Source organism: Parafrankia sp. FMc2, from assembly GCF_041008525.1.
Taxonomy (GTDB): domain Bacteria; phylum Actinomycetota; class Actinomycetes; order Frankiales; family Frankiaceae; genus Parafrankia.
The window spans coordinates 13,089-35,653 of sequence record NZ_JBFLUG010000079.1 but is presented as its reverse complement, the minus strand read 5'-3'; the positions used below and the strand labels follow the sequence as shown (position 1 = coordinate 35,653).

21 protein-coding genes and 3 pseudogenes are annotated in these 22,565 nt (G+C 70.3%); 10 read left to right on the top strand and 14 right to left on the bottom strand.

What is annotated here, in order from left to right; translation table 11 throughout:
- Positions 1-123: 123 nt before the first annotated feature.
- The 5 genes from AB1460_RS23585 to AB1460_RS23565 form a co-directional block, all read right to left on the bottom strand.
- Positions 124-510, bottom strand: coding sequence for an SAM-dependent methyltransferase (locus AB1460_RS23585; protein ID WP_368964163.1), 387 nt, complete (start codon positions 508-510; stop codon positions 124-126).
- 221 nt (positions 511-731) lie between these two features.
- The gene (locus tag AB1460_RS23580; protein WP_368964162.1) at positions 732-1,211 is read right to left on the bottom strand and encodes a GNAT family N-acetyltransferase; all 480 of its coding nucleotides are present in this window, start codon (positions 1,209-1,211) and stop codon (positions 732-734) included.
- Between the two features lie 225 nt (positions 1,212-1,436).
- Positions 1,437-1,841: a type II toxin-antitoxin system VapC family toxin gene (locus AB1460_RS23575; protein ID WP_368964160.1), complete on the bottom strand. Its 405-nt coding sequence runs from the start codon at positions 1,839-1,841 to the stop codon at positions 1,437-1,439.
- Complete coding sequence (locus AB1460_RS23570) at positions 1,838-2,059, bottom strand: hypothetical protein (protein WP_368964158.1); 222 nt, start codon at positions 2,057-2,059, stop codon at positions 1,838-1,840. The genes AB1460_RS23575 and AB1460_RS23570 overlap by 4 nt, the downstream gene beginning before the upstream one ends.
- Positions 2,060-2,275: 216 nt before the next feature.
- A complete protein-coding gene (locus tag AB1460_RS23565; protein WP_368964157.1) occupies positions 2,276-2,827 on the bottom strand; it encodes a hypothetical protein in 552 nt (183 codons plus the stop codon).
- Positions 2,828-3,669: 842 nt separating this feature from the next.
- On the opposite strand from AB1460_RS23565, the gene AB1460_RS23560 reads away from it, so the two are divergent.
- Both AB1460_RS23560 and AB1460_RS23555 read left to right on the top strand, forming a co-directional pair.
- Entirely contained in the window at positions 3,670-5,196 is a 1,527-nt protein-coding gene (locus AB1460_RS23560) for a PrsW family glutamic-type intramembrane protease (protein ID WP_368964156.1), read from the top strand.
- Entirely contained in the window at positions 5,193-5,753 is a 561-nt protein-coding gene (locus AB1460_RS23555; RefSeq protein ID WP_368964155.1) for a hypothetical protein, read from the top strand. The genes AB1460_RS23560 and AB1460_RS23555 overlap by 4 nt, the downstream gene beginning before the upstream one ends.
- Positions 5,754-7,869: 2,116 nt before the next feature.
- Here the strand turns inward: AB1460_RS23555 and AB1460_RS23545 are convergent.
- The 3 genes and pseudogenes from AB1460_RS23545 to AB1460_RS23540 form a co-directional block, all read right to left on the bottom strand.
- A pseudogene (locus AB1460_RS23545) lies at positions 7,870-8,571 on the bottom strand (DUF6596 domain-containing protein); the annotation flags it as partial.
- Positions 8,496-9,017 (bottom strand): annotated as a pseudogene (locus AB1460_RS38400) (hypothetical protein); the annotation flags it as partial. The pseudogenes AB1460_RS38400 and AB1460_RS23545, both read right to left, overlap by 76 nt.
- Positions 9,018-9,153: 136 nt before the next feature.
- Positions 9,154-10,854, bottom strand: coding sequence for a DEAD/DEAH box helicase (locus AB1460_RS23540; RefSeq protein ID WP_368964152.1), 1,701 nt, complete (start codon positions 10,852-10,854; stop codon positions 9,154-9,156).
- Positions 10,855-10,926: 72 nt separating this feature from the next.
- On the opposite strand from AB1460_RS23540, the gene AB1460_RS23535 reads away from it, so the two are divergent.
- Together AB1460_RS23535 and AB1460_RS23530 are read left to right on the top strand one after the other, a co-directional pair.
- Positions 10,927-11,724 (top strand): hypothetical protein, encoded by a 798-nt coding sequence (locus tag AB1460_RS23535; RefSeq protein WP_368964151.1) that lies wholly within the window; start codon positions 10,927-10,929, stop codon positions 11,722-11,724.
- Positions 11,725-11,937: 213 nt separating this feature from the next.
- A complete protein-coding gene (locus AB1460_RS23530) occupies positions 11,938-13,032 on the top strand; it encodes an aldo/keto reductase (RefSeq protein WP_368964150.1) in 1,095 nt (364 codons plus the stop codon).
- A gap of 5 nt (positions 13,033-13,037) precedes the next feature.
- Here the strand turns inward: AB1460_RS23530 and AB1460_RS23525 are convergent, their stop codons facing one another.
- Positions 13,038-13,907, bottom strand: a complete 870-nt coding sequence (locus AB1460_RS23525; RefSeq protein WP_368964148.1) for an AraC family transcriptional regulator — start codon at positions 13,905-13,907, stop codon at positions 13,038-13,040.
- A gap of 708 nt (positions 13,908-14,615) precedes the next feature.
- Between AB1460_RS23525 and AB1460_RS23520 the strand changes: the two genes are divergently transcribed.
- The gene (locus tag AB1460_RS23520) at positions 14,616-14,864 is read left to right on the top strand and encodes a hypothetical protein (RefSeq protein WP_368964146.1); all 249 of its coding nucleotides are present in this window, start codon (positions 14,616-14,618) and stop codon (positions 14,862-14,864) included.
- Between the two features lie 321 nt (positions 14,865-15,185).
- Complete coding sequence (locus tag AB1460_RS23515; protein ID WP_368964145.1) at positions 15,186-15,437, top strand: hypothetical protein; 252 nt, start codon at positions 15,186-15,188, stop codon at positions 15,435-15,437.
- A gap of 516 nt (positions 15,438-15,953) precedes the next feature.
- On the opposite strand, the gene AB1460_RS23510 is transcribed toward AB1460_RS23515, so the two are convergent.
- Positions 15,954-16,805, bottom strand: coding sequence for a hypothetical protein (locus tag AB1460_RS23510; protein ID WP_368964143.1), 852 nt, complete (start codon positions 16,803-16,805; stop codon positions 15,954-15,956).
- Between the two features lie 99 nt (positions 16,806-16,904).
- On the opposite strand from AB1460_RS23510, the gene AB1460_RS23505 reads away from it, so the two are divergent.
- Positions 16,905-17,033, top strand: coding sequence for a hypothetical protein (locus tag AB1460_RS23505; protein ID WP_368964142.1), 129 nt, complete (start codon positions 16,905-16,907; stop codon positions 17,031-17,033).
- Here the strand turns inward: AB1460_RS23505 and AB1460_RS23500 are convergent.
- Positions 17,017-17,649, bottom strand: coding sequence for a TetR/AcrR family transcriptional regulator (locus AB1460_RS23500; protein WP_368964140.1), 633 nt, complete (start codon positions 17,647-17,649; stop codon positions 17,017-17,019). The genes AB1460_RS23505 and AB1460_RS23500 overlap by 17 nt on opposite strands.
- 107 nt (positions 17,650-17,756) lie before the next feature.
- Between AB1460_RS23500 and AB1460_RS23495 the strand changes: the two genes are divergently transcribed.
- Together AB1460_RS23495 and AB1460_RS23490 are read left to right on the top strand one after the other, a co-directional pair.
- Positions 17,757-18,380, top strand: coding sequence for a hypothetical protein (locus AB1460_RS23495; RefSeq protein ID WP_368964139.1), 624 nt, complete (start codon positions 17,757-17,759; stop codon positions 18,378-18,380).
- Positions 18,381-18,542: 162 nt separating this feature from the next.
- Positions 18,543-19,301: an SDR family oxidoreductase gene (locus AB1460_RS23490; protein WP_368964137.1), complete on the top strand. Its 759-nt coding sequence runs from the start codon at positions 18,543-18,545 to the stop codon at positions 19,299-19,301.
- Between the two features lie 76 nt (positions 19,302-19,377).
- On the opposite strand, the pseudogene AB1460_RS23485 reads toward AB1460_RS23490, so the two are convergent.
- A pseudogene (locus AB1460_RS23485) lies at positions 19,378-19,956 on the bottom strand (alpha/beta hydrolase); the annotation flags it as partial.
- A gap of 229 nt (positions 19,957-20,185) precedes the next feature.
- Complete coding sequence (locus AB1460_RS23480; RefSeq protein ID WP_368964136.1) at positions 20,186-21,022, bottom strand: oxidoreductase; 837 nt, start codon at positions 21,020-21,022, stop codon at positions 20,186-20,188.
- 156 nt (positions 21,023-21,178) lie between these two features.
- Here AB1460_RS23480 and AB1460_RS23475 point away from each other — a divergent pair, with 156 nt between their 5' ends.
- Positions 21,179-21,862 (top strand): TetR/AcrR family transcriptional regulator, encoded by a 684-nt coding sequence (locus AB1460_RS23475; RefSeq protein ID WP_368964135.1) that lies wholly within the window; start codon positions 21,179-21,181, stop codon positions 21,860-21,862.
- Positions 21,863-22,021: 159 nt separating this feature from the next.
- On the opposite strand, the gene AB1460_RS23470 is transcribed toward AB1460_RS23475, so the two are convergent.
- Positions 22,022-22,558, bottom strand: a complete 537-nt coding sequence (locus AB1460_RS23470; protein ID WP_368964134.1) for a TetR/AcrR family transcriptional regulator — start codon at positions 22,556-22,558, stop codon at positions 22,022-22,024.
- Positions 22,559-22,565: the final 7 nt, after the last annotated feature.

Genomic DNA, 22,565 nt, shown 5'->3' with positions numbered 1-22,565 from the left:
GGCCCGCTGGATGATCAGATGGAAGCCCGCCCTCAACGCCCTCGCGATCACCTTCGAGGGCCGTCTCACCCCGACCACCACCAACTGACCGATCACCAACCGCCACGGCCGATCCACCGGTAGTCAGACACTCCCGGCGCGATCCGCTGGGCGATCGTGCATGTTGTGCTTCGCCGGGAGGCCCGGCCCGATGTCGACGAACTGCCGCACGCCCGCCTCGGCGGCCAGGTAGGTGACTGCACGGACTGGGAATCCTCTGGACGCGCGGGTCACGTCGATGACGCCCGGGAAGATCGAGACCAGCTGGTCGGCGTGCTCCCGGTCGATCGGGAAGCTGTCTTTGCCGCCCTGGGGGTAGTTCCGCACCCGCGCCGCGAGCGGCCGGGAGGCATCGAAGGTGCGCGGCGGGTAGGACAGGTCATCGGTTCTCGGCGTGTCCTCGAACCGATCGTCGGCGTGGGCGCATCGAGCAGGTGGGTGGAACGTGGCGGTGTCGTGTTCTCGGATCACACACAGGCTCATCGGCTGTCCAGGCGGTGTGCCGCGATGCCTGCTGCTGCTCGGAAGTGCGATCCGATGTCGACGGCGAGCGGAAGGACGGTCAGGCCAGGGATGATCCCTGTGCTGGCTCCGAACTCCTGAGCTTTCTCTACGACTGGCTGGCTGCCGACGACGACTCCGCACCGGCCGTCTGGGGGCGCGTTCGGCTGAAGATCGGACGATGGGGTGCCTCACATGTTGCCCGGAGTCCACTCCATCGACATGCGCGGATCCTCGATCCGCACGACTTCGAACCCGAGGCGGGTATAGAGGGCCTGTGCGGGATTGTTGACGAAGACGCTGAGCCGGACCGGAACGCCGCGCCGCTGAGCAGCCCGAAGGATGCCCCGTAACAGATGGGTGCCAATGCCACGACCTTGCGCCTCGGGGAGCAGCGCGATCTCCTCGACGAAGTCGTACTCACTCCGGTGGATGACACACGCGTAGCCGATGGGCCGCCCGCTCTCCTCGACCAGGGCAAATGGCAGGTCGGCGAACTCCCTGTCGGCGGTCATGCGCTGTTCCGTATCGTCCCACCCCGACGTCTGTTCGACGTAGGCCCGCAGGGCGGCTCGCCTCACGCAGAAGAGGAACTCTCGATCGCTGCTCAGAGCGGGCCGAACCCGAAGGTCGCGGGAGGGGTCATGGTGTGAGGCTACGAGTTCGATCACTTCGTCATCAGCCGGGCTGGCAACAGGCCAAAGGACGCCGCGACCTGGCGGTCCGGCGGGCTTTCGGCTTGACGCGCTGCCGGTGCCCTCGTTCGAGGTTGTGGTGGCAACGCGCCGTCTGGTGAAGTCCCGGGCGCCCAGCCGCAAGACGGCCAAGTGTTGGAGCGACCTGCCGTGCCTCGGGTCGCCCGCCGTTTCAAAGCCGGCGAACGTGCCATCAGTGCCTCATGGCAGCAGTGCGACCGGCTTCGTGAGGCGGACGACGGAGAAGTGCCGCCGGTTGAGGGTTGCGATGGCGTCGGCGCTGAGCCGTTCGGTGATCGCGAGAACGGAGGCGTCGACGGCGCCGAGTGGGAAGTCGCTGTACTTTTCGACCAGTTCGATCATCCGGTCGAGGTCCTGGCGAGCAAGTGGGATCAGGCTGATCTGTCCGGTGCTGATGGAGCGCAGGAACGCGGCTTCGGCGCGGGTGCCTTTCTCCCGTTCGAGCATGAAACAGACTTCGGTCAAGACAGGATAGGGAACGAGGAGCGGCCGGGGCGTGCGCCGCATGAGAGCAACGCTGCGGGCGTGGTGCTCGTCGTCGGAGTCGGCGGCGGCGATCAGCGGACCGGTGTCCCAGACAATCACTCGGGATCGCGCCCCAGTTCCGCGCGCAGGATCTCAGCCGAACGGGCGGCGAGATCGCCCTTGCCGCTGGCCAACGCACCCACGAAATCCGGTAGTGGCCACTCGTCGCCGCCGTTCTCGGCGGGCGCGCTCTCGCGCACGAGAGCCAGGATGGGCGCCACCTGAGACTCGGGTAGGCGGTCGATCAGACTGTGCAGCTCGTCCCGCAGAGTACTCACCCACTGAGGATACGACCGACGCATGGCCAGCCACCGAGATCCGCCGGGACGCGAGCTGAACGGCGGATCGCAGCCCACACGGCCGCCACGGTCGCGGTGTGGGCCGCGCGCGCCGACGACACCAGCTCGGCGCCACCAACGGGACCGCAGCGTCCGGACCCGCCAGACCTGCGGAACGCGTGTTCGATTCTGGCGATGATGTTGCGAGTCGGGTGCTCACTCGGCATCGCCCCTGCTCGGGAGCCTCGCAGAGACCGCGCGAATGGTGATTTCAGGACCCTGAACCAAGATCAGGCGGTTCTTATTGTGGTGCGTTAGGTCCACCATCACGGCCTTACTCGAACACTGCTCTACCAGAGCGGCGGTCAGCAAGTCCGTGATAGTGCACCCCAGTGAAGCGGCGTCTCCCGAGAGGGAGGCGCCGTTTTCGCGTGCCGGGGCAACACGCTGCTCGCGGCGCGCCAGCGCCTCGTCTGCGGCCTCTCCCAGGCTCCAGGCCCGTCGTCGCCGCCACCGTCGCAGCGAAGGCTCGTTGAGATCGTCAGCAGTCACCACGGTCCCGGCAGGCTCCGCATCCAGGTACAGCCGGGTGAAGATCGCCTGGTTGAGCACTTTCCGGGCGCGGGTGCCCGAACGCCGGTACAGCGCCTGCGGATCTTCCGGTAGCCGCAGGACAGTGGTCAGCACCTCGTAGCCCTCGGTGAGAGGAAGATCATGCTCGGCCAGCCGGGCCTCGATCCGGCCACGTTCCTCGCGAACCACCCGCATCTTGGCCGCCAGCTTTTCCTTCGGCCAGTCCGGATCACCGGCCAGTTCCGGCAGTCGGTCTTCCGGGGTGGTTCACCCCGAGGCAGCCCGCAACCCGAGGCAGCCGGGTCGGCCGGGGCACGGCCTTACACCGGGGTGTGCGGATTCAGCCGTGTCATTCGGCTGTCGGCAAAGTTTCCGTCAAAGGTGCGTACCCGGACGGAACCCGCCATACTGAGAGTGAGGCCATCGCTGCGGTCACGACCAGACCAGTGCACCGAAAGCCGGTGTGCGGTACCAATGATTCTCCAGGAGATGACTGCTCGGGGGACGGTGGCGGGGCCTGCCGGCTGCGGCTGCCGGCGATGGCTTCCCGGGGGGTGACGGATCATCGACCACGACGGCGCAGCCCACCGACGCCATGGAATCAGCGGTGAGAATCACGAGGCCACGACGGCCGGGTCTCCGCCGCGTTCGCAGATCCGCCTGCTGACAGCCGGTGGCGTGACCGGGGCAGTGGCGCTGGTCGTTGGTCTGGCGGTCGCTTTTTCCGGGGCAACGGACACCCGGACACCCCGGCTCCCGGGCGCCCCGACCGTGCCTGCCGCCCCGCCCCGGTCGCTGGACGGGCTCCCCTCGGGCTTCCCGACCAGTTTTCCCCTGCCGACGGACCTCCGCCTGCCCACGCTGCCGCCGATCGAGGTGCCCACGCTGCCGCAGTTCTCACGAGGCCGACAGTGACCGGGCCGGGTCCCGGGGCAGGCCAGGGTGCCGGCCCGCCGATGCCGCCCGGCCCGGGCGGCGAGGGGCCGGCCGGACACCCGCCGGCGCCCGTGCTTACGGGACCCACGCCCATCGCACCTGTGCCCATCGCACCGGTCGGTTCCCGGGCGGTGGGCGGTGACGAGCACTCGCTGGCGGTGGCGCTGCGGGTCCTGCTGATCGCCCGCGTGGCGACCGGGCTGTACCTGGTGGAGGTGCTGCTCAACCTGACCCGGCCGCGAAGGCTGCCGGACGAGCCGTCACTGACGATTCTGGCTCGGCTGCCGGAGATCTCGGGATCGTTCGGCCGGCTCCTGGCGACGCCGCGGGCCGTCTTCTGGACGGTGCTCGCGGGAATCCTGGTGGGAGTCGCGCTGCAGGTGTACTCGATGGTCAGGCCGGTGGAGGAGAACCGGGCGGCGGCTTTCGCTTGGCTGACCGCGGTGGCGATGGTGGGGCCGTTCGCGCTGATTCCGCTGACGGTCATGGGGTCGTATCCGGAGATCGCCCTCGCCTGTGTTCCGAGCACCGTGTCCGTCCTGTGGCTCCTACACAACAGCCAGCGCTTCGCCCGGCTGCCGGCGGCGGCGCTGGTGGCGGCCTTCGGCTGGGGCGCGCTGGTCATCTCCGGCTTCACCCGGGCCTGCAACGGCCTTCTCTACGGCGCGGTCAACGCCTATCTGATCGACCCCGGCCAGGCGGCGGGAGTCCCTACCGCCGACGTGGGCACCAGCCTCGGTGCGCAGCTCGACGTCCAGGAACGGGCGTTGGACATCCTGATGCTGCATCACAGCGTGCTGAGCCAGCTGGGGGTGGCGGGTGGCGTGGGGGCGTTGTTCCTGGTCCTGCGCCGCCGGGTCATCGATGTCGTGACCGGCCTGGTGCTCGGCGCGGCCGTCGGGCTCGGTTTCGCCTTCAGCGACAGCGTCCTGTTCGTCAAGCTGTTCGGCTCGCTGGGATTAATCAATGGTGCGACGGGTGGTTTCGAGTACTGGATACGCCAGTCGGTGGGTCTGCTTGGCGGGCCGGTCGCGTTCGGCGCGGTGCTGGGAGCCGGCCTCGGTGTCGCCGCGCAGGTACGGGAACGCCGGACCCGGCTGGGGGTGGTCGGGGCAGCCCTGACTGCGGCGATCGGCGGGTCCATGGCCACCGAGACCCTCTCCGCCTGGTTCTCCCGGCTGGCCGACGTCGAGATCGGCACCGCGCTCGACACCCTGGTCGTGTCGCCGGCGCTGTGGCTGGCAGTGCAGGTGCCGTTCGTCGTGCTGGCCGTGCTGCTGCTGCGGGCGGGACGGCGGGGCCGCGCCGGCGCCGCGCAGGTCGCCGTGGCGGCCGAGGCGGCGGCGACCGAGAGCGGCGCGGGCGGCGTCGTGACGGCCCGAGAGGTGCCGTTCCTGGTTGATCCGGCGCTGCGGGGGTGGGCCGTGTTCGGTACGTGGCAGCGGTACGGATGGTCCGCGGCCATCGCGCTGTACCGCCTGCAGTCGGCTCAGCTGGACGTCGCCGGCTGGCGTTGGCAGCTCTGGCTGCGGCAGGGCGCCGGGCCGGCGGCGGACGGGAGAACCGGGCAGCTGCGGGCGGAAGCGGTCCGGCGGCGGATCGCCTTCGCCCGGACGGGGGCGTCATGAGTACCCGCCGTGCCCACGCGCTGCCCCGGCGGCTGGCTGGCGCCGTTGTTTTCGCGTTCCTCCTGCTGATACTGGGTGGGCAGCCGGCGGCGGCCTGCGACGTCAGCTATCAGTACCGGCCTTCGCTCGACATCGAGGACCTCACCGCCCTGAACTCCCGCCAGACGTGTTCGACCTCGACGTCGCTCGTTGGCATCACGGCCGTCGCGCTGCTCGCGGTTTTGGCTCTCGTCACCGCGGGTGCCGTCGTCGTCCGCCGGGGGGCGCTCGTCGCCAGGGCACGCGGCGGCGAGGACGCCGTCCTGATCCACTACCTCGCCGACACGGCACGGCCGCTTCCGGTACCAGCTCCGGTTCCCGCGCCAGCGCTGCCGACGGGACCGCACCCGCCATCAGGACCGCACCCGCCACCAGGGCCGTGGCCGCCGGCTGGGCCACCGCCGCCGACCGGGCCGCAGCTCACGCTGGGGCCACCACCCGCCCGGCGGCTTCTTCCCCCGGGCGGTCCGCATCACCAGGACGGAGCAAATGGCCAGAGCGCAGCTCCGCCGCCGTAGTGCCGTCGGCGTCCGGCAGCGGGCGGCGGTTCTCCCGGCCTTCCTGGCTGCCCTCGAGATCTTCGCCGCCCTCTCGATGTTCCTGGTCGGGGCGGCCCGGCCGAGTGCCGCCGCCCCCAGGCCACCGGGAGCGGCCGAGGGCACCCGGCTGGACCACTACTTCGACGACCCGCTTGCCCGCCAGGCCTTCGCCCTGCGGGTGGCGACCACCCGGGTGCGTTCCTCGTTCATGGCGTTTGACCCCTGGAAGAACGCCGCGGTCATCCTGATCGACCCACGGGTTCTCCGCGACGACGCCCTCCGGAGCGTCCTCGGTACCAGAATCGATGACAGTCGTAGCCGCGCTGCCATCAGAGGCGCCATGGTCGACCTGGTCTCGATGCGGGACTACCTGCCCGCCGACGCCTACCGGAAGCTCCTGCAGGAGGGCGTCCCCAATCTCCTCGCGCTCGGCGCGCTGAACCAGAAGAACGCCCACTCCGAGATCTCCCTGGAAAACCGTCTGAAGAACCTGGCGACCGTCGACGGCCAGAAGATCGAGAAACTCGCCGGCTTCTCCGAGCGGCAGCAGTGCGAAACCTGCACGCCGTCGTACGACTCGACAGTTCCGACCTTCTATCTGGAGGAGTACGGCCTCACTCCGGACGAGATCGCCGAACGGAACAAGAAGCTGGCCGATCCGGCCAACTCGGCGGCGAGCGCCCAGAAAGCCATCGAAGATCACTACGGGAGCGTCCGGACGGAACGCGCCGCCACCGCCGCCCGGAACCTGGAGAAACGGATCATCAGGGCGCAGGACGACTTCGCCCGCGACCAGGGCCTGCAGGGAGCGGCGTCGGCCGAGATCCTGCGGCCGCCCGCGGCCGGCGGGTGCGGCGACAAACCGCAGGGAATGTCCCTGCCCGGTGCCCCGCCGCACCTGCTCGCCCAGGCGGTATCCGCGGCGATCCCGTGCGGCGGTGCAGGTCAGGGCAGGTCGGAACCGGGTGAAGCGGGGCAGAGCGGGGCAGGGCAGGAGCCGTCCACCGGGCTCGGTCGGGCCCTTGCCGACGCCGACATCGACCCGGGGGGCATCGACTTCTCCAGCCTGGAGCTGCGCTACCTCGCGGACACCGGTGACGACGGCCTGGCGTACTCCTTCAGCGCCGGCCGGGACGCCCGGTCCGGTGATCCCCGCGCCGCCACCGGGCTGGCCGCGGCCCGGCAGACCTCGGACGCGTTCTTCGTGTGGCTGGCACTGCCCCCGTCTACGTTCTGGGTGAACCTCAATCCGGACGAGCCCGACCGCATCGTCGACGACCAGCTCGGCCGCACCGACGTGGGCCGGATCCTGCTGCAGGCCGACCTGGAGATGAAGAAGACCGACGCCCGGCTCATCCATCCCGACACCGAACTCGGCCGGCAGTTCTGGGACCATCTGGTCGGCGACTGCATGTCCAGCCGACTGTGGATCATGCCCGAGCCGGCCACGGTGCGGGAGGACGGGGACAGCCTCTACATCCTCGACGCCCCCCTCGACGTCCGCACCGAAGCCATGTACCTGCAGGCCCAGCCCTCGGGCGGTGGTGCACCTGCGGCCGCCTGCCTGCGCCAGGACGAGGCCACGACCAGGCACAACGAGGAGCTCTACCGGACGCTGGTGCTGCCCCGGCTCAAGGAGATCGTCAACACCGGGCCCGAGTACGCCGAGCTGCGCCGGGTCTACCTCGCCCGGGTCGCGGCCGAGTGGTACCGCTCGCTCAGCGCCCGCGGGCACACCACCTACGGCCACCTGATCGACAGCGGCGACATCGGCGAATGGACCACGGACACCGGCTGGAAACCCACCGACACCTTCCAGGACTACGTCCGGTCCTACACCGAGGGCGAGTTCAACCTCACCCGGGAGACCGTCGAGGGCGATGCCGTCATCAGGCGCACCTACCGGCACGGCGGTGTCGATCTCAGTTCCGTGCCGTTGAACGCGGTCGGAGCCGCGGAGATGGATAAGGCGCATCCCCGGCTGCCCGAGACGGTCCAGGCCTCGCTGGGACGGGTCGAGACCGGCACCTACGGGTCGATCTGGCTGGGCGGCGCCGTCCCCGCCGCGGACCGCGGGCTGCTGACCGAGGTCACCGACGCCGTCGGCGACTTCCTCCACAGTGGCCCCGGCCTGCTGACGATGGCCAGCGCGGCGGCGGCGGTGCTCCTGCTGTGGTTCCGCAGCGGTTACCGGGTGAAGCACCGGCGCCCGCTGTGACGTCGGCACCGGCCCCGGACATCGGTCGGCGAGCGGGACCAGGCTGCCGTCGGGAGCGGTGCGGGCGGCGCGGCGGGCGTGGTGTAGCAGCATGAGGGCGAGCAGCCCCGCCACCTCGAGATGGTCGATCGCCGCCGCGAGCTGGCGGGTGAGCCGGATCGCCTCGGCGGCCACGTCGACGTCCCCGGAGTAGCCCTCGTTGAAGACCAGGTAGAGCACGCGCAGCACGGGGGCAACGTCGCAGGGCTGGTCGAACCGCACGCCGGAGATCGTGCGCTTGGCCCGGCTGATGCGCTGCGCCATGCCCGCTTCGGGCGCCAGGTACGCCTGGGCGATCTGGCAGGTGGTAAACCGGCCGACGGCGCGCAGGGTGAGCGCGACCGCGGATGACGGGGTCAGCGACGGGTGGGCGCACAGGAAGTAGAGCCGCAGCGTGTCGTCTGCGCGGGTCGCGTCGAGGAACCGGCGCCAGGCGACGGTGACCAGCCAGCCCTTCGGGTCCCGCGGGAGGTGCTGGGGCCGATTCCCAGCCGCTTGCGCAGCCTTTCCGCAGAGATAGGCCGTTGGTGCTGCTGCCAGTGCAGCACGTCTTCGGCCCTGGCCCGGTGGAGCAGGTCCTGCTGGCGTGCACCCGGTGTGTTCCGGCGAGGCGCGGCCCTGGCTGGCTCGCGAACCGGTTCTGCCGTTGGCACGCCAGACGTGATCTGCTCAGGTGGATCTTCCGTGGCCGTCCCGGCGAGCGTGGACGTGGTGGCGGTGGCGGTCTGGGTGGCTCGGAGGAGGCTGAGTCGGACCTCTGCCCATCCGATAAGGAGGAGGGGGCCGACGGCGTCGAAGGCGGCTTTGTCGTAGTGGCCGGTGATGAGGGGTTCGGTGATGTTCAGGGCGAGCGTGACCGTGCTGGCGAAGATCAGTGGACGTCGTGCGGCGCGGATGACGTCGGTGGGTCCGCCGTGCAGGGCGAGGTGGCGTGCGTCGAGGAGCGCCACGACGGAGAAGTCGACGGCTGGCGCGACGAGGGTTGCCGGAACCCGTCTCTGCGTGTTGTGTCGGTGTCCGCCAAGCTCGGTTGCGTGGGGGTGGCGTGCGGCGGCCCGACCATCCGATCATGCGGAAACGCTCTGATGTTCTGGCGGCGTCTACGGCGTCTACGGCGTGGCGTCAGACGGGGCGGCGCGTCCTGCGGGCGGAGGGGGCGGGTTTTCCTCGGCGGCTGCCGCCGAGCCGCGCACCGGATTCCCGGCTTGGCCGTTCGGCGCGCAGGTTGAGGGGCTGGCCGGCGATGCGGGTGCGGGTCAACGCCTGCTGGGTGTCCTTGGACAGGTCGGTGGGAAGTTCGACGAGGCTGTAGTCGGCCCGGATGTCGATCCGCCCGAAGTCCGCCCGGTCCAGGCCGCCCTCGTTGGCGAGCGCCCCGACGATCTGGCCCGGGGTGACCCGCTGGCGATGCCCGACCCCGATCCGGTAGGTGGCATAGACCGGCCGCGGCCCACCCGCGCCGCGGGCAGGCCTGTCGCGGGCAGGCGGGGCGGTGTCCAGCGGGAGGAGGAACTCTCCCTGTTCATGGCGGGTCATCACGGCCAGCGCCGCGGCGATGTCGGCGAGCGGAACGTCGTGCTCGTGGGTGTAGCCAAGGACCAGGTCCCTGAAGACGGCGTGGGCTGGCGCGTCGAGCGCGGCGGTGATCGCGTCGTGGAACTTCGCGACCCGCTGGGCGTTCACATCCGCCGCGGTGGGCAGTTCCATCTCGGCGAGCGGCTGGCGGGTCGCCTTCTCGATCGCGGCGAGCAGGCCCTTTTCCCTGGGGGTGACGAGCAGCAGCGCCTCACCGCTGCGCCCGGCGCGGCCGGTACGGCCGATGCGGTGGACGTACGACTCCGGGTCGGTGGGGATGTCGTAGTTGACGACGTGGGTGACCCGTTCGACGTCGAGGCCGCGGGCGGCGACGTCCGTGGCGACGAGCAGGTCGAGAGTGCCGTCACGAAGCTGGGCGATGATCTTCTCTCGCTGCGGCTGGCTGAGGTCGCCGTTGATCGCCTCGGTGGCGAACCCGCGGCTGCGCAGCCGCTCGGCGACGTCCTCGGTTGCCGACTTCGTCCGCACAAAAATGATCATCGCTTCGAACGGCTCGACCTCGAGGACCCGGGTGAGCGCGTCCATCTTGCGCGGCCCGGCGACGGTCAGGAACCGCTGCCGGGTATTCGCGGCCGTGACGGTCCGCGCCCTGACGGTGATCTCAACCGGGTCACGCAGGTACTGCTGGGAGATGCGGCGGATCGGCGCGGGCATCGTCGCGGAGAACAGCGCGACCTGCTTGGCCTCGGGGGTGGCGACGAGAATCCGGTCGACCTCCTCCTGGAAGCCCATCCGGAGCATCTCGTCGGCCTCGTCGAGGACCAGCGTGCGCAGGCCGCCCAGATCGAGCGTCCCGCGTTCCAGATGGTCGATGACCCGCCCGGGAGTGCCGACGATGACCTGCGCGCCGCGGCGCATCCCGGCCAGCTGGGGAGCGTAGGCCTGCCCTCCGTAGACGGGCAGCACCTGCAGGCCGGTGAGGTAGTGGGCATACCGGCCGAACGCCTCGGCGACCTGCAGGACCAGTTCCCGGGTCGGGGCGAGCACAAGCGCCTGGGTGGAGGTGCTGCGCACGTCGATCCCGGACAGGATCGGGAGCGCGAACGCGGCGGTCTTGCCGGTCCCGGTCTGGGCGAGGCCGACGACGTCGCGGCCCGCGAGCAGGGCGGGGATCGTGCCGATCTGGATCGGCGACGGCACCTCGTAGCCGAGTTCGGTGAGGGCTCGTAGGACTGGGGTGCCAAGCCCGAGGTCCTGGAACGTCTGCTGGTCTTCGGACTCGGTCACACCTGAGAATACGGTTCCTGCGTGGCAGCCCGGTGAATCCGGTGCCCAGGTCCGTAGTTCTAGGGTCTTCCCATGCGGATCACGAAGATTGTGGGGGCATGCGTGCCGCTGCTCCTGCTCGTCGGGTGCAGCGGTGGCGACGGTCAGGCGGTCGCGCCGCCGGCGGTGAAACCCGCCTCCGCCTCCACCTCCACCTCCACGGACGCGGTGGCCGCCAGGTTCGTCGCCGGGGTCGCCAGGGCGGACCTCGACGGTATGCGGGAACTCGTCGCGCTGACATCCCCGAACTCGCCGGCGCGGGCCTACGTCGACTACCTGACGGCTTTCGTCGAGGCGGAAACCGCACTCGGCAAGCCACCGGCGACCGGGACCTTCCACCGTGACGACGGGCCCGGAATGTTGACGGCGTGCAGGCGCATGGCAGGAGATCCACGCCCCTGCACCGTCTGCTCGAAGATCGCCTACGATGTCGAGGGGCGCCTGTCCGCGTTCGACGTCGATGGGCAGCCGGTTCGCACGGTGATCGCCCGTGGTGGACCCGCACAGCAGGTTCGCGGCGCCACCGCGCAGGTGCTCGGGGCCTACCGTGACGCGCTGAACGGAACGGTGACGGTCGTCTACAAGGTGACCAACGGGACCGCCCTGACGCTGAGCGTCGCCTATCCCTCCGCCGAGCTGGTCTCAGGTGAAACGCGGCACGTGTCCACCGGCGGACTCGGTCCCGACACCGTGCCTGCCGGGGCGGACGTGATCTTCCTCAGCCGGTTCGACGCCCAGGACCCGACCGGAACCTTCCAGGTCGAGGTCGACGACGCCAACGGCGGGAGCCCGCTGGGCGACGCTGCCCTCACGCTGGTTCCCGTGCCGTAGCGGCCCCCGGGGGCCGCTACGGCACGGGAACCGCCGCTGATCGGCAGGCGCTGGTCTCCTGGTGCGCTGACCACGAACGTTTCCGGCCGTGGCGAGACAGGGGTGAGAAAGGAGCGAGGCAGGGGCGGGTTTTCATCCGCATGTCTGTGCGGATCGTGCAAACCGTGCGGAACGTGAAAGACGGGGCTTGCCGGCGCCGTGGAGGCTGGCCGCATGGAGCACACCCCCTTGTCCCATGACGACGCGCCTGCCCGCCCTGCCTCCGTGGCCGGGGTGCGCAGACGGACCGTCCTCACGGCGGCGGGCCTGTCGGCGGCCTCGGTCGGGCTGGCCCAGACGGGCGCCGCCGCCGCTGGCCCCGGTGTACCGCGCAGCGCGCCGGTGACCCGCCCGCTGCCGGGGTCCTCACAGCGGGTGCCGGTGATCGGGCTCGGTTCCTTCATGACGTTCGACCGGCGTCCCGGCACCGACCAGTCGTTCATCCCGGCGGTGCTGCGGGAGTTCCACGCCGGGGGCGGCCGGGTCGCCGACACCTCGGCGTTGTACGGCGCCTCGGAGAAGAACCTGGGCCACCACGCCCGCCAGCTCGGGATCACCGACGATCTGTTCCTGACCGACAAGAGCTGGAACTGCGGTGAATACCTCTTCGACGACAGCCATGTACTGCGCCAGTTCGCCCAGTCACTGCGGCACCTGTACCGGCGCCGGTTGGACGTCGTCGGCATTCACAGCATGACCAACGTGGGCATGGTGCTGCCCGTCCTCAACCGGCTCAGGCAGGAGGGGCGGATTCGCTACGTCGGGCTCACCTCGCACGAGTCCTACCAGTACACCGGGATGGTGGCGCCGATCAGTGCCGGAGCCGTGGACTTCATCCAGATACGCTATTCGATCTTCAGTCGCGCGGCCGAGGCGGAACTGCTGCCCCTGGCGGCTGACCATGGCGTGGCCGTGATGGTCAACATGGCCCTGGAGAAGGGGCGGCTGCACCAGGTGGTGGGTGAACGGCCGGTTCCGGACTTCGCCCGGGCGGCGGGGTGCGAGTCGTGGGCGCAGTACTTCCTGTCCTACGTCGCCGCCCACCCCGCGGTGACCTGCATCGTTCCCGCGACGACCAGCGTCGCGCACGTGCGCGAGAACCTGCGCACGATGTACGCACCGCTGCCCGACCCGGCTCTGCGCACCCGGATGCTGGAGTACCTGCAGGGCATCCCGGAGTTCGCCCGGATCGCGAGCATGTCGTGGTATCCCGGGAAGTCGTTCGACAACGGTCTCGTCCGGCTGCCGCGGCCGCACCCGGCGGGCTGATCGGGTCAGCGGTGCTGCGCCCGGTAGGCGGCCGGGGTCAGGCCGTACACGCGCCTGAACGACGTGGTCAGGTGGCTCTGGCTGGAGAGCCCGACGCGCAGCGCGACGTCCGCGATCGAGGGACCGGCGGGATCGCGAAGCAGCTCGGCCGCCCGCGCCAGGCGGCGTTGCGTGACGAACTGGTAGGGCGCGAGCCCCAGGGCCTGCTTGAACGCCCTGGCGAGATGGTGAACCTGCATCCCGGCGACCCGGGCGAGCTCGGCCAGGCGCAGCTCGGCGCCGAGGTTCGCCTCGATGTAGTCGACGACCTGGCGCAACGAGGAAGGGGCGAGGACGGCGGGGGATTCCCGTGACCGGCCGGCACCCGACAGGTCGCGCTGCATCAGGTGCGTGAGCAACAGGACGCTCGCGCTGTCCGCGAGCAGCGACGAGGACGGGTGCGCTGGCGCGTTGGCCAGGGTCCGGGCCACCTGACTGAGCAGCGGGTCCACCTCGTGCATGAAGGGCCGCAGGCGCCCCGCCGCCCCCGTCTCGCTTTCCGGGTGGCGGCCGGCCGGGATGGTGATGCCGAGATAGGTCAGCGTCCCGCCTCCGTACCGGGCGACCCGATGGCACCCGGCGGGCACGAAGGTCACCGCTCCCGGGAAGTCGTGGCCCGAGTACCGCGAGCCGTCCGCGGCACGGGCCGACACCTTTCCCGCGGAACCGTGCAGTGAGACGAAGATCTGGTGCAGTGGCTTGTGGATCTCCCCGGTCGATCCAGGAGAAGCACGCCACGTCACCTCGTCGACCGAGACCCCGGACCACTCCCGATGCTGCCGCACCAGGTCCGCTCCGCCGAAACGGTGGATGCCAACGCGACGGAGACCAGTCACACAGCTCACTCTAGGCGAGCACCGCCGGCGGAGCCGGAGGTAGCCGACGGCCAGGACAGCGGGTGTCAACCGGTCGCGCCCAACCCGGCGATCGCGGCGTTAGCAACGTGGTGGTGCACCGTTCACGCCGGGCAGACCAGCCTCCCTACGGTTTGATCGAGGACGAGGTGTCGTGAACGCCGACGACAAGAACGTGGCCCTCCCGCGCGAAACATTCCTACGTCAGGACCGATGGTCTGGACCGCTACTTGGACGCCCCCGTGCCTTTCGCGGAAGGCGCGGGATGGGGGGGCCGCTTGTGCGGCGGAACCTGGAGATCGCGACTGGCCCGGGCGGGCCCGGCGGCCGGCCACACCATCAGGTGGAGGTGACCACCGCGCAGGAGTTCTTCGTCGACCGGATCGGCGTCGACCCCCCGCCGACGGGACTTCAGAGGCACGGACCGGCAGTCCCAACTGCACTGGCCCGCACATCATCCGGCCGCGGAGTGGCACCACACGACATCTACCGCGGAGGGCATCCGCAGCTGTGGTCAGACCGGATTTGGCCGCCATCGGTCTGGGGTTGGCCCCGCGGGACGACCAGGACACGCCATATGCCCATGCGGCCCGACGCCTCGGGAGGCGCGTGGCTCGGGTCCGCGTCGCTGCGTAAGGATGGCCCTCGCACGAATCGAACCGATCTCTCCCATGTCCCAAGGAGGCTCCCTTGACCGACACGAACACCTACGCGTACGTCGACGCTGAAACCCTCGACGTCCGGATCGTCCGCGGTGAGGCTGACAAGGTGGGCACCGTCGTCGGCCGCGTTGACGCCGTCGACTCTCCCGCCCTCAGCGAGGCCGCGGACAAGCTGCTCGCGACCCTCGGCGTCCGCCCCGTCAGCGACTGGAGCGATGTTGAGGGCGGCCTGTTCGCCATCGTCGAGGAGACCGCGGCGGTGCCGACGGCCGGCTGACCGGCGACCACGAGTGCCCCGGTCTGGGTCCAGGTCGGGGTTTCTCTCTGCCCGGATAAGACGGCGACACCCGACACTGGCCTCTGGCCGCTGAGGTGCTGCCCGTTTCTCGGGCACCGACGTAGACGGGCTCCGTTCTCCATCTCCGGTTCCCACACCGTTGGCATCGCGGGAGGCCTTGGATGCGAGTTCGGCCATCCTCGCGGTTTCCGGTGAGGCACCGAGGCTGGCGTCGCCCATGGTCGTCCATTCCCGGCCGAAGGCAGTGGTTGGTGGGCTGGCGGTTATGGACGGGCTCGCCGTGACTGTATGATCTCAACCATGTCGTCGCGCCTCGACAAAACCTGGCGGGTGCTCGCCAGTCACCAGACCTTCGAAGCCGAGCGCTGTGTCGACGTCTTCAAACGCCCCGAGGGGACGTTCGGGTTCGAGGAGTTCCGCAGGGACCCCGAGGACATGGGCGCGTGGACACCGGTCAGTTACTTCTCTGGCCGGGATTACCCGACGGAAGAGGAAACCATCGATGCCGCGTGCGAAGCGGTGCCGTGGCTCGGACCACTCGTGGGCCGTTGATTGTTCACGATCCCGCGAGATCCGCGGAACATGCGTTCGACTCGATCGATGCTGTTACCGGGTGTGTTGCTGGGGTGTATTCGCTGGGTATCGGCCCTGGTTGTCAGCCTGGCGGAGGCCGGGCGGACTGTGATCTCGGGGCCCTGAACCAGGATCAAAGGTTTCTTGTCGTGGTGCGTTGGGTCCGCTCGACTCGGATGCCCCCATGCCTTCGTAGAAGGCGCGGGGGCATCTTCGTTGACGCAGGTCCTGCCGAGGTGCCTCGCCGTCGGTTCCGCCGGACGCTCTGCCTCCCTGCTCGGGAGACAGGCCGTTCCCGGGCGGCCTCGGTGAACGCGAACTCCAGTGCGGCCGCGCCGGACTCCGCCGTGACCTTCACCGTGCCGAGCAGACCGGCCCATTGCGCGATCCGCGCCGGTGCACACCGAGGGACCCGACCGTGACCTTGGCCAGGTCGATTGCCACCCGCCGCTCCTGCCGGCTCTCCGAACGCACCGACACGCGGCCGATCAGCCGTCAACCGATCGTCACCCAGGTGGCACGGGAGGCCGCGACCAGAGCGCCGGACAGGTCGTAGAGCCCGGCGTGCGCAAACGCCTTCCGGCCGGAAACGCCATCTTTGCGGGCCACCACGACGTAGGTCTGGCCGGCGAGGACATCGGCCTCGACCGCGACGGCGAGCCGTCCCAGCAGTGCCACCGCGCCCGGCGTGTGGAGCGCCCAGCCGGTCGGGCAGTCGAGCGCACCCCAGGTCGCCGCGGTCGGCACCCGTCCGTCCGCCCCGGCCAGCGATGCCGCCACCGTCCACGGCGCGGCGACCATGCCTGGCTCGCCCGCCACCGGGCCAGGCAGGATGCGCATTCCGTCGCCGACGGCGCGGCTCGGCCCGCAGACCACGCAGGTCGGGAACGGGTGCTCGGCGTGGCCCGCGAAACCCTCGGCCGCCTGCCGCGCCACCGCGAGCGGTACGAACGGCGGTGCTGTGGGTGTCCGGCCGGCAGCCAGCGGAACCGCCTCGGCGAGGATCCCGCCGGCCGGGGCGTACAGCCGGGCCTGGTAGCTGCTCCACTCGCAGTGGAGGGCGACGTCGAGCGGCGTCGGGGCGCGCAGCGTCACCTCGGCGAGCCGAGCGGCCTGACCGGGCAGCATCGCGGCCACGGCGCCGGCCACCCAGCCGCCGTTACCCATCTCCGCCGGGCCGTGGAACCGCGCGGGCACCGTCACGTCCAGGCAGCCTGACACCGAGATCCGATCGGCGTCAGGCCAGGCAGGGGCCCCCGGCGCCGCCCACAGCGGCGCGGTCGGCCGGCAGCCGTCGGCGATCGCGGCGTCGAGGCTGGGCGAGTGGACGTCGGAGGAGACAATCATCGAGATCTTCCTTCCTGGTGGGTGCGCTCGCGGTGCCGTTCGACTGTCAATCCCGGGTGGCGCGGCCGGCGCCCGTTGTCAGTGACGAGACGTGTGTCAGTGACGAGACGTGTCACCGAGCCGATGGCGGACGGCCCGCCGGACGAACCGCCCACCCGCACCGAACTCGGCCCGACACTCAGCGCCCGCGACCTGGACGAGATCGGTGAATTCAGTGGAGGAGGGTGAGCAGGCCCTCGACGCCGCGGTGGAACGCGTCGCCGACGCTGTCGACGCCGTCGAGGTGGGCGCCGGACATGGCGCCGTCGCGCATCAGGACGAAATGCCGTGCGGCGTGCTCTGGTCTGCCCCGCCGAGGTGAGTCTCCGAAGACCTGCGCGAAGAGCTCGGTGAGCGTGGCTGTGTACCAGACCCGGTGATCGAGGATCACCTGGCGCACCCGGTCGTCGGGGTCGGGGTACTCGGCTGCGGCCTTGAGGAACGCGCAGCCGCGGAACTCCGGCGCGGCCAGGCTGTCGGCGACGGCGGTCCCGATCGCGCGCAGCGCGTCGGCCGGAGACTGCGCCGCCTCGACGGCGGCTCGCACGTCAGCCTGCGTGTCGGCGTCGACACCGCGCAGGTAGGCGATCACGAGGTCTTCCTTCGAAGGGAAGTGCCGGTAGAACGTCGCCCGCGTGGCCGGGGCCTCGGCAAGGATCCGCTCGACTCCGACCGCCCGAATGCCCTCCCGGTAGAACAGCCTGCTGGCCGTGGACAGCAGCCGCTCCCGCGCCTCGGACCGCCCCGGCCCCCCGGGTGGGCTGTCGTTCGGGCTGTCCGGTGCGGTGCGGGGCCGTGCGACCATGACCCAACCCTAGCAGAAAGAACGATCGGTCTTGCAGTTGGGATGGGATCGTGTCACGCTTGCAATGCAAGAGAGAACGGTCTTTCTCCTAGGAGGAGCCAACTGTCATGACCGCCCCCATCGCCACCACCGCCCCCATCGCCGCGCAGGCGCTTCGCCGGCTCTACTTCCTTCGTTTCGGGTTCGCTCTGGTCTGGGCCGTCGTGATGTTTCTGACCGCGTCGAGCATCGGGCCGGTGAGCGCGACCCTGCTCGTGATCTACCCACTGTTCGACGTCGGTGCCGCCATCATCGACGCCCGCTCCTCCCGGGCGAGCCGCTCCACCCGGGGCCTCTACGTCAACATCGCGATCAGCGGGGTTGCCGCCGTCGGGTTGGCCTTCGCGGCCACCTCCGGCATTCCGGCGGTCCTGCGAGTGTGGGGGGTCTGGGCCATCGTCGCGGGCCTCGTCCAGCTCGCCGTCGCTCTGTCGCGGCGTGATCTCGGAGGCCAGCGGCCGATGATCGCCAGCGGCACGATCTCCACACTCGCCGGGATCTCGTTCCTGCTGCAGGGAGCCTCCTCGCGCGACTCGCTCAGCAACCTGGCCGGCTACGCCCTGCTCGGCGGCATCTTCTTCCTCATCTCCGCGCTGCGCCTCGGACGGAACGCCAACCCGAGCACCGGATCTGGCCTGCGCCGTCAGACCCGCACCCAGTCACCGCGGAATGGCTGGTCGGCCGTGAGGTGAAGAGCGTCTCTCGCCCGTGACCTGACTGGCCGGTTCGTTCCGCCCCAGCCCGGCCAACGCCTGGACGTTCGTCTCCGACCCCCGGGTGCCGGCTCAGGCGGGACCCGACAGGGGCAGGCCTGTGCGACGCGGTCATGGCAGCCGCAGGCGATGATGTGCGGTATGGCCATCGACCTCGTGCTCGTCGTCGGCGCGACCGGGAGCGTCGGACGGCACGCCGTCGCCGGCGCGCTCGACGCCGGCTACCGGACCCGGGCGCTGGTGCGCGATCGGGCGCGGGCGGGTCGGTTCCCCGAAGGCGCGCAGCTCGTCGTCGGTGACCTGACCGACCCGGGCACGTTGCGCGAGGCTGTCGCGGGCGTTACCGGCATCGTGTTCACCCACGGCAGCCACGGCGACGCCCGCGCGGCGCAGCTGGTGGATTACGGCGCGGTCCACAACGTGCTGAGCGTTCTGGATGTTCCGGCGCGGATCGCGCTGATGACCACGATCGGGGTCACCAAGCACACGCCCGGCCACGACTGGAAACGCCGCGGCGAACGGCTCGTGCGTGCCAGCGGGCTGCCGTACACGATCGTCCGTCCCGGCTGGTTCGACTACAACGAGCCCGACCAGCACCGCCTGGTGATGGTGCAGGGTGACACCCGCTGGGCCGGCGCCCCGTCCGACGGGGTCGTCTCCCGCGCCCAGATCGCCCACGTCCTCGTCGCGTCGCTGACCTCCGACGCCGCGGACCGCAGGACCTTCGAGCTGGTCGCCGAGCAGGGCGCGGCGCAGTCCGATCTGGCCCCACTGTTCACCGCACTGCAACCCGACCCGGCCGCCGCGCTGGACGGCGTCCTCGACCGCGACAACATGCCTCTCGACCAGGAGCCGGCCGCGGTCGTCGCCGAGCTGGACGCGTTCCGCGGCCGGTTCTGAACGCGACCGAGCCTCGGCAGGAAAGCGCCCCGCATGTCATACACGCGGGGCCCTTTCCTGTGCGGGAATCCGGCTGGACGGTGCGGGCGAAGAACGCGGTGAGCTTTTCGACGGCGGCGTTGACGTACTCGTCGACCCAGTAGGTCTCGATGTGCCGGGCGCCGTCGATGAGGAAAAGCTCCCTGTCCCTGGTGCCGGTGGCTTTGGGAAGCGCGTCCTCGCTCATGTAGCGGGTGTCGGCCTTGCTTCCGGCAATCATCAGAAGCGGCTGGGCCGCGATCTGCTCATCGGTGAGGTCCGCATCCCCGGCGTAGCGCACCTCCCCGCCGGCCGCTTCCTGGGCACGGGCCGCGGACGCCTGCCGCAGCCGGTCCTGGACGGTGTCCAGCTGCGAGTCCTGCAACCCGTTGCGGCGGACCCGGCCGGAGTTGAACATGCTCACCGTGGCGACGGAGCGGAACCGCTTGTCGGTCTGCGCTGCCTTCAACGTGTACCCGCCGCCGCCGCAGATGCCCAGCGCGCCCAGACGCTCGACGTCCACCCCCGGGTAGCCGGCGATGAAGTCGGCCATGCCGTGCACGTCGTCGGTGCGGTAGAAGGGCTTGTCCACGCTACGGGGCTCGCCTTCGCTGGCACCCTGGTAGGCGGCGTCCGCTCTCCTTTCGATACCGTGCCCGAGCGGGGCGCCGGGCGACGGAACGCGCCGGGTTCCACGGCCAGCGCCGTGATGTCCGGGAGTGCGACTTCCGGATGTTCCCTACCCACCCGAGGCGCCACCGCGACAACCACATCGCCGGGACGTGAGTCTGTGGACGAGGCCTGCCAGGCCACGAATTCTGCGGGCAGTCGGTTCCGCGCCTGGCGAACTGGCGCTGGGGCCATCGTCAGGCTGCTGAACCAGTGGTGCGCGTGATGAAGGCGTCGAAGACGCGGTCCGGCAGGACCTTGCTGAGCAGGATGAGCGGACGGGCGCCGTAGCCGGCGGTGTACCGGGTGCGGGGGCGGCGGGCGGTCGCGGCCTTCGCCACGGCGTCGGCGATGACGGTGGGCGGCGAGGTCCGCCGCGCGTCGGGTCGTGAGCCGTTCTCCAATGATGTGGCCATGGCGCCGGCCTGCTCTGCGTAGGGGCCGTGTCCCGAGGTGGCACGGAGCTTGTCGGCGGCGATGGCGCCCCACTCCGTTCGGATCAGGCCGGGCTCGACGAGGACGACGTCGATGCCGAACCGCCTCAGCTCCAGGCGCATCGCGTCGCTGAGACCTTCGACGGCGAACTTGCTGGCGTGGTACCAGGCGCCCAGGGGAGTGGCGAACCGACCGCCCATCGAGCTGATGTTGATGATGGTGCCGCTGCCCTGGGCGCGCATGGTCGGCAGGACCGTCCGCGTGAGTTGCGCGAGCCCGAAGAGGTTCACGTCGAACTGGGCGCGGGCCTCGGACATCGGGACGTCCTCCACCGCGCCGTACGAGCCGTAGCCGGCATTGTTGACGAGCACGTCGACGCGGCCCTCGGCCGCGAGGATCTCGGTGACAGCCTGCTGGGTGGAGGCTTCGTCGGTGACGTCGAGGGCGATGGTACGCACGCCTGCGGCGGCGAGCTCCGCCATCCGGTCGACGCGCCGGGCGGCGCCGTACACGACGAAGCCGGCCTCGTGAAGGCGACGGGCGGTGGCGTCACCGATGCCTGAGGAGGCGCCGGTGACCAGGGCGACCTTGCGAGCCATGACAGTTCCTTCCAACGGGGGGACGGAGGAGCGGCCGGCCGCCGGGGTCGGACGTCGGGGCGGAGGTCAGGACACAGAACAGACCGGCGGTCTCTTGGAACATAAAAGACCGACGGTCTGTAGTCAAGAGACCGACGGTCTTCTAAGCTGGAAGGCATGGCAGGCTTCCAGCGCGCGAGGAGCGAGGTACAGCGCACGGAACGCCGTGAGGGCATCCTCAGGACGGCGGCCGCGATGCTCGACGAGATGCCGGTGTCGGCGATGAGCCTCAACGAGCTCAGCCGCCGCGTGGGGCTGGCGAAGTCCAACGTCCTGCGCTACTTCGAGTCGCGCGAGGCGGTCCTGCTCGACCTGCTGGCCGACGCCGCCGCCGGGTTTCTGGTCGAGATCACCGGGAAGCTCCCGCCGACGGTCGACCCGTCGGCTCCGGTGTCCGTTCGGGCCGGTGAGCTGGCGGCCGGGCTCGCCGCGTCGTTCGATGCCCATCCGAAGCTGTGTGAACTCCTCAGCGCCCAGGCCGCCGTCCTGGAACGGAACGTCTCCACGGACGTGGCGCTTCGGTACAAGCGGGGGGCGCGGGACAGCATGGTCGGGCTCGCCGCCCTGCTCCGCCGTCTCGTTCCCGAGCTCGACGAGCCGCGATCGGCGCAGGCGGCCGGTCTGCTCATCGCTCTCGTCGGCGCGTTGTGGACCCGCGGCCATCCCGCGCCGGCCCTGGTTGCCGCCTATCAGGTCGAGCCGGCCCTGGCCTTCATGAATCCGCCGTTCCGCGAGTCCCTCGACGCCGCCATCAGGACAGTCCTCCTCGGCTTGGCCGCGCAGAGCGACATCGCGGGGTAGCCGCGCACCACACGGCAGCTGTTCCCGCGACGCAACGGCAGCGGCGTTCGAACGCGCGGCCGGCCTCGAAGGCTGGGTCACCCTGCGGGTCCGGCTCACGGTCCTGCCCAGGTCACAGGCCTGCCCAGGTCGGGGTCCTGCCCAGGTCGGGGCCCTCGGTTATCCCCTGACGATCGCCATGAGTGCGGAGGCGAAGGGCTCGGGGTCCAGATCGCCACGGACGGCCAGTTGCTGACTGTAACTGCTGCACAGGGCCACGAAGGCCTCGGCGATTCGCCGGGCATCGTCGGGTTGACGGTCAGCCAACAGCTCGGCGACCGCCGTGCGCATCGTGAGGAGTTGCCGCTGGACGATCGCTGCGAGCGCTGGGGACACCGCCGCCTCGGCATAGATCTGGGCTACCAGCCGAGCATGGCCCGTCTCCCGCGCCAACGTTCTCACATGCTCAAGAAAACTACGCACAGCCTCGATGGTCAGCACCTTCGGCAGGGAAGTGCCCGCCTGCTCGCAGACAGCGATGACGATCTCGTCCTTGCTGGTGAAGTACCGGTAGATCGCCCCGGTGGAGAGCCCTGACTCCGCGACGACGTCGGCCATCGAGGTCCGGGCGAAACCGTGGCTGGCGAAGCGGGTGCGGGCGGCATCCAGAATCTGTTGCCGCCGGGCGTCGAGGTGCGCCTGCCCTACTCTCGGCATAAAGAAC